This is a genomic window from Pseudolabrys taiwanensis (genome assembly GCF_003367395.1).
GTDB classification, from domain to species: Bacteria; Pseudomonadota; Alphaproteobacteria; order Rhizobiales; family Xanthobacteraceae; genus Pseudolabrys; species Pseudolabrys taiwanensis.
Genome location: NZ_CP031417.1, coordinates 2,743,463 through 2,757,291, shown reverse-complemented (window position 1 = coordinate 2,757,291; position 13,829 = coordinate 2,743,463). Strand labels below are relative to the sequence as shown.

Annotated in this window: 13 protein-coding genes; 3 read left to right on the top strand and 10 right to left on the bottom strand. The window is 65.3% G+C overall.

The features are described 5' to 3' along the window. Positions 1 to 74 precede the first annotated feature (74 nt). A complete protein-coding gene (locus DW352_RS13190; RefSeq protein ID WP_115691756.1) occupies positions 75 to 1,010 on the bottom strand; it encodes a LysR family transcriptional regulator in 936 nt (311 codons plus the stop codon). 132 nt (positions 1,011 to 1,142) lie between these two features. Then, positions 1,143 to 2,120 (bottom strand): Bug family tripartite tricarboxylate transporter substrate binding protein, encoded by a 978-nt coding sequence (locus DW352_RS13185; protein WP_115691755.1) that lies wholly within the window; start codon positions 2,118 to 2,120, stop codon positions 1,143 to 1,145. 177 nt (positions 2,121 to 2,297) lie between these two features. Between DW352_RS13185 and DW352_RS13180 the strand changes: the two genes are divergently transcribed. The 3 genes from DW352_RS13180 to DW352_RS13170 all read left to right on the top strand — a co-directional run bounded on the left by DW352_RS13180 (position 2,298) and on the right by DW352_RS13170 (position 4,959). After that, the gene (locus DW352_RS13180) at positions 2,298 to 3,197 is read left to right on the top strand and encodes an amidohydrolase family protein (protein WP_115691754.1); all 900 of its coding nucleotides are present in this window, start codon (positions 2,298 to 2,300) and stop codon (positions 3,195 to 3,197) included. Between the two features lie 3 nt (positions 3,198 to 3,200). After that, positions 3,201 to 3,884, top strand: a complete 684-nt coding sequence (locus DW352_RS13175) for a GntR family transcriptional regulator (protein ID WP_115691753.1) — start codon at positions 3,201 to 3,203, stop codon at positions 3,882 to 3,884. Positions 3,885 to 4,005: 121 nt separating this feature from the next. Then, on the top strand, positions 4,006 to 4,959 hold the full coding sequence (locus DW352_RS13170) for a Bug family tripartite tricarboxylate transporter substrate binding protein (protein ID WP_162826939.1): 954 nt from the start codon (positions 4,006 to 4,008) through the stop codon (positions 4,957 to 4,959). A gap of 162 nt (positions 4,960 to 5,121) precedes the next feature. Here the strand turns inward: DW352_RS13170 and DW352_RS13165 are convergent, their stop codons facing one another. From DW352_RS13165 to hyfB, 8 genes are all read right to left on the bottom strand, one after another. Then, positions 5,122 to 5,601, bottom strand: a complete 480-nt coding sequence (locus tag DW352_RS13165; protein ID WP_115691751.1) for a cupin domain-containing protein — start codon at positions 5,599 to 5,601, stop codon at positions 5,122 to 5,124. Positions 5,602 to 5,627: 26 nt separating this feature from the next. Further along, positions 5,628 to 6,482: an alpha/beta fold hydrolase gene (locus DW352_RS13160; RefSeq protein WP_162826938.1), complete on the bottom strand. Its 855-nt coding sequence runs from the start codon at positions 6,480 to 6,482 to the stop codon at positions 5,628 to 5,630. A 31-nt stretch (positions 6,483 to 6,513) separates the two neighbouring features. After that, positions 6,514 to 7,026, bottom strand: coding sequence for an NADH-quinone oxidoreductase subunit B family protein (locus tag DW352_RS13155; RefSeq protein ID WP_115694406.1), 513 nt, complete (start codon positions 7,024 to 7,026; stop codon positions 6,514 to 6,516). Between the two features lie 185 nt (positions 7,027 to 7,211). Then, a complete protein-coding gene (locus DW352_RS13150; protein WP_115691749.1) occupies positions 7,212 to 8,666 on the bottom strand; it encodes a hydrogenase large subunit in 1,455 nt (484 codons plus the stop codon). 4 nt (positions 8,667 to 8,670) lie between these two features. Continuing rightward, on the bottom strand, positions 8,671 to 10,110 hold the full coding sequence (locus DW352_RS13145; protein WP_115691748.1) for a hydrogenase 4 subunit F: 1,440 nt from the start codon (positions 10,108 to 10,110) through the stop codon (positions 8,671 to 8,673). Continuing rightward, the gene (locus tag DW352_RS13140) at positions 10,107 to 10,769 is read right to left on the bottom strand and encodes a hydrogenase-4 component E (RefSeq protein ID WP_115691747.1); all 663 of its coding nucleotides are present in this window, start codon (positions 10,767 to 10,769) and stop codon (positions 10,107 to 10,109) included. Before DW352_RS13140 ends, DW352_RS13145 begins: the two co-directional genes overlap by 4 nt. Then, entirely contained in the window at positions 10,769 to 11,725 is a 957-nt protein-coding gene (locus DW352_RS13135; RefSeq protein WP_115691746.1) for a respiratory chain complex I subunit 1 family protein, read from the bottom strand. The genes DW352_RS13140 and DW352_RS13135 overlap by 1 nt, the downstream gene beginning before the upstream one ends. Then, positions 11,716 to 13,722 carry a hydrogenase 4 subunit B gene (gene hyfB, locus DW352_RS13130; RefSeq protein WP_115694405.1) on the bottom strand — a complete coding sequence of 669 codons (2,007 nt, stop codon included), beginning with the start codon at positions 13,720 to 13,722 and terminating at the stop codon, positions 11,716 to 11,718. Before hyfB ends, DW352_RS13135 begins: the two co-directional genes overlap by 10 nt. Between the last annotated feature and the right edge of the window lie 107 nt (positions 13,723 to 13,829).

Here is a 13,829-nt window from a genome sequence, read left to right as displayed (position 1 = left end):
CGAATGAAGTTGACGGCCGATACTTTCTCGGCATGGCGATCTGAGGGGGCCTGGAAGCAGGTGCTTTGCCGCGATCAGCAGAGCTGCGCGCCGGCCCACACTTTGTCCCGCACCAAAGCGCGGCAGACTTCGTGCATCAGCAGGCTTGCTTCCTGCGTCAGCTTCGGCAGCGTCGTGTCGCGCAGCGTCACGATGGTCACCTGCGTGGACAAGGTTGGCCGCAGGATTGGATAGGCCGAGAGCTGCTTGCGTGCCAGTTCGTCCTGCACGGCCGCATAAGTGAGGATGGTGTAGCCGAGGCCCTTCTCGACCAGGGCTTTGGCGAAGGCGACGCTGTCCGCCTCGATCTTGATGCGCAGGCGCACACCGTGCTCGAGCGCGGCGTGTTCAACCAAGCGCCGGTTGTTGTGCGCCATGTTCGGCAGGATGAGCGGCAGATCGCCAAGATCGCGGATGCGGTAGCTCGCCGGCGGCTTGCGCTTGCTGGCAAGGTGCGGCGGCGGGCCGATGACGAACATGCGTTCGGTGACGATCGGGCTGATATTCAAGGCTTCCAGATGCGGCGGATTGTGCAGGATGGCCACATCGATGCGCTTCTCGATCAGCCATTCCTGCAGCGACGACGTGACGCCCTCGCGCATGTGCAGCGTCGTGCGCGGCCAGGCTTGGTGGAAGCTCTCGACGAAAGGCGGGATGAGGAGTCGCCCGGCCGCCGGCGGTACGCCGACGGTGATGCGGCCGCCGTCATGCGCGCGATTGCCGCGGATTTCCTCGCCGGTCTCGTGCACCAGCCGCGTGATTTCCTCGGCGCGCTCCAGCAGCAGTGCGCCGGCCGTGGACAGGCGTACGCCGCGCCCGTGGCGCGCGAACAGCGGCACGCCGAGTTCGTGTTCGAGTTTCTTGATCTGCCGGCTCAACGCCGGCTGTGCCAGGCGGAGCTCGGTGGCGGCACGGCTGACGCTGCCGGCCCGCGCGACGCGCATGAAGTTTCGCAGCTCGCGCAATTCCATTTCGGACCCCGCCCAGAAGCTATACTTTCATGGCATAGCTTAGGGCAAATGCGCGCGCGGCAAAAGCCGGAGGCGGCGGGGCAGGCGATCGAGATAGTGCGGGCGGCATGAAGCCGCCCGCGTTGTGCTAGGTCAGTCGACGCGGGCGCCGGAGTCCTTGACGACTTTGCCCCACTTGGCCGTTTCAGCCTTGAGGAAGTCGCCAAAGGCGTCGCCGCTGACGTTGCCTGGCTCGGCGCCGAGATCGGCGAGCTTCTTTGCCATGTCGGGATTCTGCAGCGCCTTTTCGACGCCGGCGATGATGGTCTTCGTCACATCCGCAGGCGTTGCCGCCGGCGCGACGAGGCCGAACCAGGCCGTGGCTTCGAAGCCGGGCACGCCCGCTTCGATCATCGTCGGCAGCTCCGGGAACAGCTTCGAGCGCGTCGCGCTGGCGACGGCGAGCGCGCGCACCGTACCGGCGGCGACCTGCGGCTTCATTGCCGGCATGTTGTCGAACATCATCGGGATGTGGCCGGCGATCAGGTCGTTCATGGCCGGCGCGGCGCCGCGATATGGCACGTGCACGATGTCGATCTTGGCGAGGTCCTTCAGCAACTCGCCGGCCAGATGGTTGGTCGAGCCGTTGCCGGACGAACCGAAGTTGATCTTGCCCGGCTGCTTCTTGGCGAGGGCGATAAGCTCGGCGACCGTTTTCGCTTCGACCTTGGGATTGACCGCAAGCACGATCGGCACCGAGGCGATCAGTGCGATCGGCTTGAGGTCCTTGGCCGGATCGTAATTGAGCTTGCTGTACAGCGTCTGGTTGACGACCAGCGGACCGGGCGCGGCGAGCAACAGCGTGTAGCCGTCGGCCGCGGCACGGGCGACCACTTCAGCGCCGACATTGCCGCCGGCGCCGGCGCGGTTCTCGACGACGACGGGCTGGCCCCATTGCTCGGTCAGGTTCTGCGCCAAGAGCCGCGCGATGACATCGTTCGACCCGCCGGCCGGGAAGGGTACGACGATGCGCACGGAACGCTCCGGAAAGGCGGCCTGGGCGGAGCTGGGAAGACCGAGCGGCGCGAGCGCCAGAACGGCCAGCGAGGCGAGGAGAGTGCGACGGAGCATGGCGTTCCCTTATCGATTAATTGCAGATCATCGATTTTAATTGACAGTTTCGGACCCTGGCGTCAAATCGGGCCTCGGTCGATGCCTAAAGGAGCCTTAAGTGAACGAGGCCGCGAATTATTCCGCTGAGCTGCAACATACGTTGCAGTGTGCGATGCAAAACAAGCGAGCCTCCCGATGAATGCCGAGACGGTGCGGCCGATGCACGCATGTCCAGGACCCGATCGTCATCCAAAGGTGCCGGCGTTCAAAATGCCGCGCGGCGCTTGCGATACGCACGTCCACGTGTTCGGGCCGCAGGCGCAGTTTCCGTTCAGCCCGCAGCGCAGTTACACACCGGAAGACTGCACTTACGAAGACCTTACCCAATTGCATAAGACGCTGGGCATCGACCGCGTTGTCATCGTCCATGGGGGGGCGCACGGCACCGACAACAGTGTGACGCTCGCCGCGCTCGATCGCGATCCCATCCGTCAGCGTGGTGTTGCGGTGATTCCGTCCGGCCTGCCGCGCGCCGAGCTCGAAGACATGCACCGGCGCGGCATGCGCGGCTGCCGTATGTCGACCGTGGTGTCGGGCGGCGCGAGTTTCATGCATCTCGAGAGGCTTTCTGCGGAGACCTTCGATCTCGGCTGGCATCTGGTGCTGCACTTCAACAAGTCGAGCGAACTCGTCGATGTCGCGCCGCAGCTTGAAAAGGTGCGCAGCAATTTCGTGCTCGACCACCTCGCGCGCATCACCGGGGCAGAAGGCGTCGGCTCGCTGGCGTTCAAGGCGCTGATGAGCCTGCTCGACACGGACCGTTGCTGGGTCAAGCTCGCCAGCCTCTACCGCCTTTCGTCCGAGCCTTACCCGCATCGCGACATGCTGCCGATGATCGAGAAGGTGGTGGCGGCGCGCCCGGACCGGATCCTGTGGGGCTCGAACTGGCCGCATCCGATCTGCCCAGTGGCGATGCCGAACGACGGCGATCTGGTCGATCTTATTCCGCTGTGGTTTCCCGACGCAGGGACGCAGCATCTTGCGCTGGTCGAGAATCCGGCGGAATTGTATGGTTTCGGTCCCGTGGGGGCGTGAGCGATGGCTGAGACGCGTAATCCGGTGGTGCCGGCATCGACGACCTTGTCGTCGAGCCTGGTCGCTCGTTTGCGTGAGTCCATCATGAGCGGCGATCTGACCCCCGGCTCGAAACTCAATCTCGACCGCATGCGCGAGTCCTATGGCGTCAGTCTCAGCCCCTTGCGCGAAGCGCTATGCCGGCTGGAGAGCGAGGGCCTCGTCACTATTCTCGACCAGCGCGGTTATCGTGTCGCGCCGGTGTCGCCCGCGAACCTCGCCGAAGTCATCCGGCTGCGTGTCGAGCTCGAGAGCATGGCGCTGAAGGAAGCGATGCAACACGGCGACACGGCCTGGGAGGGCCGGATCGTCGCGGCCCTGCATCAGCTCAACCGCTGCAAGCGGGGCGCACGTTCCGCCGAAGAACAGGAGGTCTGGGAAACGGCGCACCGGACTTACCATGCCGAATTGATCTCGGCCTGCGGCATGCCGCTGCTGCGCCAGTTCTGCGCCACGCTGCACGATCAAAGCGACCGCTATCGTCGCATTTTTCTGAAGAAGCATGCGCCCGACCGAGACGTTCCGGCCGAGCATGCGGCGATTGCCGACGCCGTGATCGGCCGCCGCGTGCGCGAGGCGACACATCTATTGCGCGATCATATCGAACGCACCGGCCGTAACGTGCAGGCCGCGCTTAGCGACGCCTGACGGCCAGTTTTCATAATCAGACATAACGGGCGTTCGGCGGTCATGCTGCGGCGTGCATTGCGCCGTCGCGACGAACGCCGTATTGATGGCGTCAATAAATAAAACATCTGCGGAGGAATCGATGCTGAGGAGCGTGACGGCCGTTGCCGCCGTGATTTTTGCCGTCTCGACGGTGCAGGCGCAGACTTACCCCGATCGGCCGGTGCATGTGTATGTCGGCTACGCCGCCGGCAGCGGCCCCGATATCCAGGCACGCACGGTGTCGCAAGCGCTCGGCACGGCGTTGGGCCAATCGTTCATCGTCGAGAATCGCACCGGCGCCAATGGCACGATTGCCGCGCGGGCGGTCGTGCAGGCCGCGCCTGACGGGTATACGATGCTGTTCTCGTCATCCTCCATTGCGCCGACGCCCTACATCTACAAAAATCTCGGATACAACCTTCTTACCGATCTCAAGCCGGTTGCCACGATCGGCGAGCTCGACGGCGTTTTCATGCTGGTCGACGCCAAGTCGCCGTTCAAGTCGGTGCCGGAGCTTATCGACTACGCCAAGAAGAATCGCGTTCTCTATGGTTCACCGGGCGTTGGCAACGAACTGCATCTGAAGGCCGAGCTGTTCAACCAGCAGGCCGGTATCAAGATGGAACATGTGCCGTATAAGGGCGCCTCGGAAGTGATGACTGGGCTTCTCAGTGGCGCGGTGCAGGTGATGTTCGTCACGCCGCCGTCGGTGATGGGCTTGCTGAAGGAGGGCCGTGTGCGGGCTTTGGCCTTCACGGGTACGAAGCCATTCGCCGCTTTTCCCGACGTGCCGCTGATGTCGAAATATCTGCCGAACTATGTCAGCGGTTCGTGGGGCATGTTCTTCGCGCCAGCAAAGACGCCGGATGCGATCGTCGACAAGCTCAACGCCGCGATCCATGCCGCGCTGCTCAAGCCGGAGGTCGCGGCGATCATGCAACGGGATGGCTATATGCCGGATACCCGGAATGCGGCGGCCACTCAGGCCTTCTTCCGCCAGAAGGTCGAGGATACCGCGGCGACCGTGAAGGCCGCAGGCATCGTCCCGCAGTAGCCGGCGCGTCACGCCCGGCCTTGGGCCAGGCATCCACGTTTCTCGACGTGTTCAAGGCACGTGGATGGCAACGGAAATCGGGCGTGCCCGATTTCCGCATATTGAATCCGGCCAGTCGGGAAGCCCGACTTGCTGCGACAAGCCCGGCTATGACGGCGAGGGTCAGCCCTCCGCGTGCAGCGGCTTTCCATTTGCCGTCACCGGCTTGGCGCTGACCAATACGAAGGCGATAGTGCAGACGTCCGGGCCGCGGTTCACCCAGTTGTGGATCGTGCCGCGCTGTACCAGGACATCGCCGGCCTTCAGCGTCACCACGACGCCATCGTCGAGCTCCATATCGATCGATCCTTCGATGACCACGGCATAATCGATCGAGTCGGTGCGGTGGTTGCGCGGTGTCACGCCCGGCTCGTAGCGCACGATGCGGAACACGGTGCCGTTGTCGACGGTGGTTTTGAACGAGGCCTTGGTCGGGTCGTTGAAGCCGTCATTGTCGACCGGAAAGCCCTTGGTCGACCACACGACACAGGACGATGCGCCCGGCCGGTTGGAGATGACATTGCTGGCCATTTCGTCGACCTCGACCTTGGCGCGGCCGTCGCTCGTATGGCCGGTGACAACCCGGCGAATCTGCAGGCTCATATCGCTTCCTTCCTAGGGCTTCTTGGTTAGTTGGTTTCGACGCGGTTGAGGAACGCGGCGAATATCTTGGCCAGTTTCGGCTCGGCATCGCGCCATTCCTGGCGGTCCCATTCCTGGCGGAGGTTGTCGTCCGAACGCCGTTCGACGACGTCTTCATGCAGCTCGCTGTTCGGAATGAGCCGCGCCGCCTTGCGGGCAGTGACCGGCGTATGGATCACGTCGTTGCCGGCGACGAGGCAGGCCGGCGCCTTGATGGCATTGAGGTCGGCCTCGCTGGCGCCGACGATCGGCAGCTTGGCCGATTCCAGGAATTTGGCACGCCATTTCGTCATCACGTCGATGAAGGAATTGACGTCTTGCGTCAGCAGGCGCTCCTTGTTCGACGGCCGGGCCGTGATGCACTCGGCGAAGTGCTCGCTGTCGGCGATCGCCTGCATGCCACCCGCGCGGGCGAGCTTGATGTACTGGCCGTAGTAGTTTTCCGACAGTTTATCCACGGCCTCCTGGCCGCCGGTCAGGCGCCACAGCAACAGGCCGCGCAGGCCGTCGGGATGCCGCATGGCATACATAATCGCGAGCCGCGCCCCGGCCGATGAGCCGCCGACATACATCGGCAAGGCGCCGAGTTGTTTGCCGAGTTCGTAAAGGTCGTCGGCCCAGACTTCGTGTTCGGAGCCCGAGCCGTCGAACGCGACATCGGACGCGCCGCAATTGCGGCGGTCGTGCAGCAGGACGCGGTAGCCGTTGGCGGCAATGGCCTTGGACAGGTCGACCAGTTCGCCGTAAGGGCGGCGGCTGCCAGGGGTCAAGGCGATGAAAGGGCCCCCATCGCCGATGATTGCGTAGTTGATGCGAACGCCGCGAACGAGCGCTTCAGGCATTTCCACTCCCGACCTGTTATAAGCGTTATTGTCAGGAAGCTTTCTGCAACAACGCGAGCAAGCCGGCAAGCAACTGCCGCGGGTTAGGGGGGCAGCCGGAGATGTGCAGGTCGACCGGCACCACATCCTTGACGCCGCCCTCGACCGCGTAGCTGCCGGCGAAGAGGCCGCCGTCGGCAGCGCAGCCGCCGACGGCCACCACCCATTTCGGATCGGGCGTCGCCTCGTAGGTGCGTCGAAGTGCGTCGCGCATATTCTTGGTGACCGGGCCGGTGACCATCAGCACGTCGGCGTGACGCGGCGAGGCGACGAAGCGTAGGCCGAAGCGCTCGAGATCGTAGAAGGCATTGCTCAACGCGTGAATTTCCAGCTCGCAGCCGTTGCAGGAGCCGGCATCGACCTGGCGGATCGATAGCGAGCGGCCGAGACGCGCGCGCGCGGTCCGGTCGAGGCTCGCGGCCAATTCTTTGAGTGCCGCTTCGTCCGGCGCCGGCGGCGCTTCGGTCAGGGGGCCATGCAGGCTGTCGAGCAATGTCCGGCGCATAGCCTATTTCTCCGCTCGTCCCTGCGCGCAGACATCGGGTGTTCTCGATGTCTGCCATACTAAGTGCCCAAGTCGGTAACAGCCAATTTGGGTTGGAGACCTAGAGGCCACGAACTCAGGCGGTGCAAGGAAGAGCTGGATTCCCGCTTTCGCGGGAATGAGCGGAGTGTGTTGCTCGGCCTTCATTACAGATCGTGCCCCGAATAAGAGCAGTTGAACGATTTATTGCAGAGCGGGAAGTCGGCGACGATGTTGCCTTCGATCGCGGTTTCCAAGAGCGGCCACTGGAACCAGGATGCATCGCGCACATGGCAGCGCGCCACGCGGCCGGCATCGTCGAGCCGCAGCCACACCAGCACGTCGCCGCGGAAAGCTTCGGTCATCGCCAAGCCTTCGCAAGCGCCCTTGGGCTCGACCGTCGTCGCGAGCGGGCCGTCCGGCAAACGGTCGATGATCTGTTCGATCAGCTTGAGGCTCTGTTCGACTTCGAGAATGCGAATCCAGACGCGTGCATTGACGTCGCCGTCCTCGCGCACCGGCACGTCGAAATTCAGCACGTCATAGGGCGCGTAGCGCAGCGCGCGCCGCGCATCATAGGCGCGGCCGGAGGCGCGGCCGACATAGCCGCCGGCGCCGAACTGCCGTGCGTAGTCCGGTTTGACGATGCCGGTGGTGACGGTGCGGTCCTGCAGCGACGCGGTGTTGTCGTAGAGCGCGACCAGGCGCGGGAACACATCGCGGATCGTGGCGAGCAGGCTCCGTAACGCGGTGATGCCGTCCGGCGCGATATCGCGGGCGACGCCGCCCGGCACGATGACGTCGCGCATCAGCCGGTGGCCGAAGCAGGCGTCCGCCGCGCGCAAGGTGCGCTCGCGTAAGACGCCCATATGCGCCAGCATCAGGGCGAAAGCGGCGTCGTTGCAGATGGCGCCGATGTCGCCGAGATGGTTGGCGAGGCGTTCGAGCTCGGCCATCAGGGCGCGCAAGTAAGCGGCGCGCGGCGGCGCCTCGGTCTGCAAGGCTTGCTCGGTGGCGAGCGCGAAGGCGTAAGCGTAAGCCACCGTGCTGTCGCCGGAAGTGCGGCCGGCGAGCTTGGCCGCCTGCGCCAGGCTCGCGCCCTGCATCAGGCCTTCGATGCCTTTGTGCACATAGCCGAGGCGCTGCTCGAGCCGCACCACGTGTTCGCCATTGGCGGTGAAGCGGAAGTGTCCGGGCTCTATGATGCCGGCATGCACCGGGCCGACGGCGATCTCGTGCAGGCCTTCGCCTTCGACGGGGAGGAATTGATAAGGCACGGCGGGCGTTGCCGGCGTACGCGCGCCGAGCGGCTGCGCCACCTCCCAGAACCCTAGGTCCAACCACGGCCGGCTGTCGATCGCGCCATCGGCCTTGAGGCCGAACAGGCTGCCGATGGCCCGCTCCAGCCGGATGGCCGGCGGATGTTTGGCGCCGACGCTGGGGAAGCGGCCATCGCGGCACGTGTAGCTGATGACGGAAATGTCGCTGTCGTCTTGGCTCGTTGCCATCAGCACGTCGCCGCCATCGGCCCAGAGGCCGAGCAAGGTCGTGCTGCCGTCGGCCAGGCGGTCGATCGCTTCGCGCCAGCCTTCTTCGGTCACTTCAATGCGGGCGTGGATCATGCCGTCACCCCAACAACCGTGCGACGTTCTCGAAGCCCGACACCAGCGCCGGCGGCAGATAGATGCCGGCGCAGGCGACGATACCGAGATGCGCGAACAGCGGCACGTAGGACGCATGCGCCGGCCCCGTCGGCCCGCGCGGCGCGCCGAAGGCAACCTGACTCAATCGCAGGAACAAGCCGCCGAGCGCGATCAGGATGCCGAGGCCGAGCAGCACCGCCAGCACCGGTTCGCGCGCGAAGGTCGACGACACCACCAGGAATTCGCTCATGAAGATGCCGAGCGGCGGCAGGCCGGCGATCGCCACCACGCCGGCGACGAGGCTCCAGCCGAGCACCGGATGCGTCACGGTGAGGCCGCCGAGATCGGCGATCTTCTGCGTGCCCTTGACCTGCGCGATGTGGCCGACCGCATAGAAGATCGCCGACTTGGTCAGCGAATGCATGGTCATGTGCAACAGGCCGGCGAAGTTGGCGAGCGGCCCGCCCATGCCGAACGCGAACACGATGATGCCCATGTGCTCGATCGATGAATAGGCGAACAGCCGTTTGATGTCGCGGCGGCGATACAGCATGAAGGCGGCGAACAAGCAGGAGATTAGCCCCATGGTCACCATCAGCGGCCCGGGCGCGATCGCCGCGGGGGCCAGCGCCAGCAGCATCTTGAAGCGCAGCAAGGCGTAGAGCGCGACGTTGAGCAGGAGGCCGGACAGCACCGCCGAGATCGGCGTCGGGCCTTCGGCATGGGCGTCGGGCAGCCAGGCATGGAGCGGCGCGAGGCCGACTTTGGTGCCGTAACCGAGCAGCAGAAAGACGAAGGCGACGTTCAGCAGCGGCGCGTCGAACTTCGCGGCGTGCTGCACCAGATTGGTCCACACCATGGCGCCGAGGCCTTCGCCAATCACCGGGCCCGCCGCCATATAGATGAGGATGGTGCCGAACAGAGCGAGGGCGATGCCGACGCTGCCGAGGATGAAGTATTTCCACGCCGCTTCCAGCGCCTCGTGCGTGCGGTAGATGCCGACCATCAGCACGGTGGTCAGCGTCGCCATTTCGATCGCCACCCACATCAGGCCAATATTGTTGGCGGTGAGCGCGAGGTTCATCGCGAACATCAGCACCTGATACATCGCGTGATAGAAGCGCAGGAAATTCGGCGTCAGCCGGCCGATCTCGATCTCATGGCCGATATAGCTCGCGCTGAACATCGAGGTCGTGAAGGCGACGAAGGTCGTCAGCACGATGAATATCTTGTTGAGGTCGTCGAGCAGCAGATAGTCGCCCGAGGTCGGCTGGACGACGAACAGCGACAGTGAGGTCAGGAACGTGAGCAGCGCCGCGACGACGTTCAGCCGCGCCGTCAGGCGATAGCCGGGCAGAATGGCAAGCACCGCCGCCGAGACCGCGGGGATGACGAGCAGGGCGGTAAGCGCGTCGAAAGTCATCGGCGCTCTCCCCGGAAGCGGTCGAGCGCCTGCACGTCGACGGTGTCGAAGCGCTCGCGGATGCGGAACAGGAAGATGCCGATGACGATGAAGGCGATCAGCACCGAGAAGGCGACGCTGATCTCGACGACGAGCGGCATGCCCTTGGCGCCGGTCGCGGCCAGCACGAGACCGTTTTCCAGCGACATGAAGCCGATCACCTGGGAGACGGCATTGCGCCGCGTCACCATCATCAAGAGGCCGAGCAGCACGACGGACAGCGCAAAAGCAAGATCCTCGCGCGCCAGCGGATCGGCCTCGGCGGTGACGCGCAGCATCACCACCATCGACAGCGCGACGAGCCCGATGCCGGCGAGCATGGCGAGGCCGACGCCGACCACATTGTCGATCTCGCGGTGGATGCCGAGCTTGATGACGATGCGCCGCAGCGCGACGGGAATGATGATGGCCTTGAAGACGAGGGCGATCACCGCGGTGATGTAGAGGTGCGGCGCGTGCTGCACATAAGCCTGCCAGGCGACGGAGGCGGTCAGCACCAAGGCATGCACGGCGAAGGTATTGATCAGCGCCGACAGCCGGTCCTGGTAGAGCTGCAGGAAGCTCACCAGCACCAAGGAGCCGGCCAGCATATGCGCGATATCGAAGGAGATGCCGTGCATCAGAAGCTCCTCGACACAAAGCGCAGCAGCGTCGCCAGCAGCGCCAGCATCAAGGCGGCGCCGAGGAACTCCGGCACGCGGAAGACGCGCATCTTGGCGATCGACGTCTCGAACACCGCGAGCAGGAAGCCGCCGGCGGCGAGCTTGGCGGCATAAGCGCCGACACCGAGCAGCAGCAAGCCGGCGTTGGCGTCGGCGCCGCCGATGCCCCACGGCGCGAACAGGCAGGCGATCAGCGACACATACAAGAGAAGCTTGAGCATCGCCGACAATTCGATCAGCGCCAGATGCCGGCCGGAATATTCCAGCACCATGGCCTCGTGCACCATGGTCAGTTCGAGATGCGTTGCCGGGTTGTCGACCGGAATGCGCGCGTTCTCGGCAATGGCGACGATGACCAGCGCGATCAGGCCGAGGCCGAGCGACACGCGCAGGCCGACCTCGGGCGAGTTCATGAAGGCCGCCATGGTGGAGAGCTGCGTCGAGCCGGCGATCAGCGCGATGGCGAAGACGATCATCAGCATGGCCGGCTCGGCGAGCGAGGCGATCATCACCTCGCGGCTCGAGCCGATGCCGCCGAAGGCGGTGCCGACATCCATGCCGGCGAGCGCCAGGAAGAAGCGCGCGCTGCCGAGCAGCGCGATGATGGCAATGAGATCGGCGGTCCAGGAGAACATCAGGCCGCTGCGGAAAGTCGGTACCAGCGACGCCGCGACCCAGGTGGCGGCGAAGATGAGATAGGGGATGGCGCGGAACAGCCAGGAGGCGTTGTCCGCCAGCACCACGTCCTTGCGCAGGAGGCGGATGAGATCGCGGTAAGGCTGCAGCAGCGACGGGCCCTGCCGGCGCATCAGCCGCGCTTTCACCTTGCGCACAAAGCCTGTGAGCAGCGGCGCCAGGAGCAGCACCAGCAGCATCTGCGCGCCCTGGAAGGCGAAATCGGCGATCACGGCCATATCGCGAGCACCAGAAGAAGCAGCACGAGCGCGCCAAAGACGAGCGAGAGATAGCGGCGGATGGTGAGGAACTGCAGCAGGTTCAGCCGCTCGGCGGCAAAGGCGACGAAGGCCGCGATCGGCGCATAGAGCGCGTCCCAAACGGGATCGCGCAGCGTCACGGTGAGCCGCGCGGGCGCGGTCGAGCCGGGCGGCGGCATCTCGCCCGTCTCGCGCGCGCTGAAAATGAGCGTGCCGAACACGCGGCGGATCGGTTGCGCGAAGCTGTCGGCGGAATATTGCGTGCGGGGGCCGGCGTCCGGATAGCCGCAGCCCCAGGCCGGGCCGCGGCGGATCTTGTCGGAGGCGAGGCGGTGAATGGCGAAGGCGCCGAGCACGCCGCTCACCGTCATGAACACGAAGACGAGGAGGCCGTTATAGGAGCTGCGGCTCTCAGCGATCGGTACGATCGACAGCCATTCGATGCTGCCTTGCGCCGGCATGGGATGGCCGACCACCATCTGCGTCACCGGCGCCAAGCCATCGATGAACAGTCCGGGCAGGATACCGGCGACGAAACACAGCGCGGCCAGCGCGTACATCGCGGCGAGCGAATTGCTGTCGGTCTCGTGCGCCGCGACGGCGGCATCGGAGCGCGGGCGGCCGAGGAAGGCGATGCCGAAGACGCGCACGAAGCAGGCGGCGGCGAGTGCGGCCGATAGCGCGAGCAGCGCCCCGACGGCCGGCACCATCAGCTTCAAGCCCCAGGAGGGAAGCTGCGGGCTCAGCAGAATGGCCTGGAACGTCAGCCACTCGGAGACGAAACCGTTGAGCGGTGGCAAGGCCGAGATGGCCGTGGCGCCGATCAGGACCACGAAGGCTGTCTGCGGCATGCGGTGGATGAGGCCGCCGAGCTTTTCCAGATCGCGCTCGCCGGTCGCGGCGAGCACGGCACCGGCGCCGCAGAACAACAGGTTCTTAAACAGAGAGTGGTTGAAGACGTGCAGCAGCGCCGCGGTGAAGGCGAGCGCGGCAGCCGCCTCCATCGCATGCGCCTTGAACGCCAGGGCGAGGCCCAAGGCCACGAAGACGATGCCGATATTCTCGATGGTCGAGTAAGCGAGCACGCGTTTGAGGTCGCGCTGCATCAGGGCATACAGCACACCCATCACCGCGCTTGCTGCGCCGAGCGCCAGCACCGGCATGCTCCACCACCACGCGGGCGCGCCGACGAGATCGAAGACGATGCGGATGAAGCCATAGACCGCGACCTTCGTCATCACGCCGCTCATGAGCGCGGAGACGTGGCTGGGCGCGGCCGGATGCGCGAGTGGCAGCCAGGCGTGCAGCGGCACGAGGCCGGCCTTCGAGCCGGCGCCGAGCAGCGCCAGGATCAGCACCAGCGCGGCAATGCCTGTTGAGGGATGCGCCGCGCGGATCGTGTCGAAGTCATAGGCGCCGCTGCCTCCGGCCAATAAGCCGAAGGTAAGCAGCAGCATCAAGGTGCCGAAGCCCGCCATCAGCAGATAGACGAAGCCGGCGCGCAGATTCTCGGGTTCGCGATGATGCGCGATGACCAAGGCCCAGGAGGTGAGCGACATCACTTCCCAGGCGACGAGGAAAGAGAAGGCATCGGCTGCGAGTAGCACGATGTTCATGCCGGCGAGATAGGCCGGGTAGAACGGCAGGATGCGGGCCGGCTCTTCCTCGTGGCGGCCATAGCCGAGCGCGAACAGGCTTGCGGCCGCGCCACCGAGATTGATCACCAGCAGGAAGAAGGCGGAGAGCGCGTCGATGCGGAAATGCGCGCCGAGCCAGGGCAGGCCGAGCGGCAGCGTGACGGCGGCCGCGGGACCGTGGCCGAGCAGGACCAGCAGCGCGATGATCGCAAGCGCAAGGGTCAAGAGCAGCGAGGCGCCGTAGACGATGATCGAGGCCCGCGCCGACGCACCCAACGCGATGGCCAATGGCGCAAGCACCAGCAGGGCCAGCACGCATTCGAGCGCGGTGACGACCATCAGGGCCTCCGTGCGCTCCGGTTGGGCCGCGGACACTCCGTTGTTCCGGGAGCTGAGCGGAGCGAGGCTGCCTGGACTTCATAACCCGCAGCGCTGCGGCGTATGGA

Bases quoted from the DNA above. Each gene is read 5' to 3' on its own strand.
- DW352_RS13190 (WP_115691756.1), bottom strand. From the start codon at position 1,010: ATGGAATTGCGCGAGCTGCGAAACTTCATGCGCGTCGCGCGGGCCGGC.
- DW352_RS13185 (WP_115691755.1), bottom strand. From the start codon at position 2,120: ATGCTCCGTCGCACTCTCCTCGCCTCGCTGGCCGTTCTGGCGCTCGCG.
- DW352_RS13180 (WP_115691754.1), top strand. From the start codon at position 2,298: ATGAATGCCGAGACGGTGCGGCCGATGCACGCATGTCCAGGACCCGAT.
- DW352_RS13175 (WP_115691753.1), top strand. From the start codon at position 3,201: ATGGCTGAGACGCGTAATCCGGTGGTGCCGGCATCGACGACCTTGTCG.
- DW352_RS13170 (WP_162826939.1), top strand. From the start codon at position 4,006: ATGCTGAGGAGCGTGACGGCCGTTGCCGCCGTGATTTTTGCCGTCTCG.
- DW352_RS13165 (WP_115691751.1), bottom strand. From the start codon at position 5,601: ATGAGCCTGCAGATTCGCCGGGTTGTCACCGGCCATACGAGCGACGGC.
- DW352_RS13160 (WP_162826938.1), bottom strand. From the start codon at position 6,482: ATGCCTGAAGCGCTCGTTCGCGGCGTTCGCATCAACTACGCAATCATC.
- DW352_RS13155 (WP_115694406.1), bottom strand. From the start codon at position 7,026: ATGCGCCGGACATTGCTCGACAGCCTGCATGGCCCCCTGACCGAAGCG.
- DW352_RS13150 (WP_115691749.1), bottom strand. From the start codon at position 8,666: ATGATCCACGCCCGCATTGAAGTGACCGAAGAAGGCTGGCGCGAAGCG.
- DW352_RS13145 (WP_115691748.1), bottom strand. From the start codon at position 10,110: ATGACTTTCGACGCGCTTACCGCCCTGCTCGTCATCCCCGCGGTCTCG.
- DW352_RS13140 (WP_115691747.1), bottom strand. From the start codon at position 10,769: ATGCACGGCATCTCCTTCGATATCGCGCATATGCTGGCCGGCTCCTTG.
- DW352_RS13135 (WP_115691746.1), bottom strand. From the start codon at position 11,725: ATGGCCGTGATCGCCGATTTCGCCTTCCAGGGCGCGCAGATGCTGCTG.
- hyfB (WP_115694405.1), bottom strand. From the start codon at position 13,722: ATGGTCGTCACCGCGCTCGAATGCGTGCTGGCCCTGCTGGTGCTTGCG.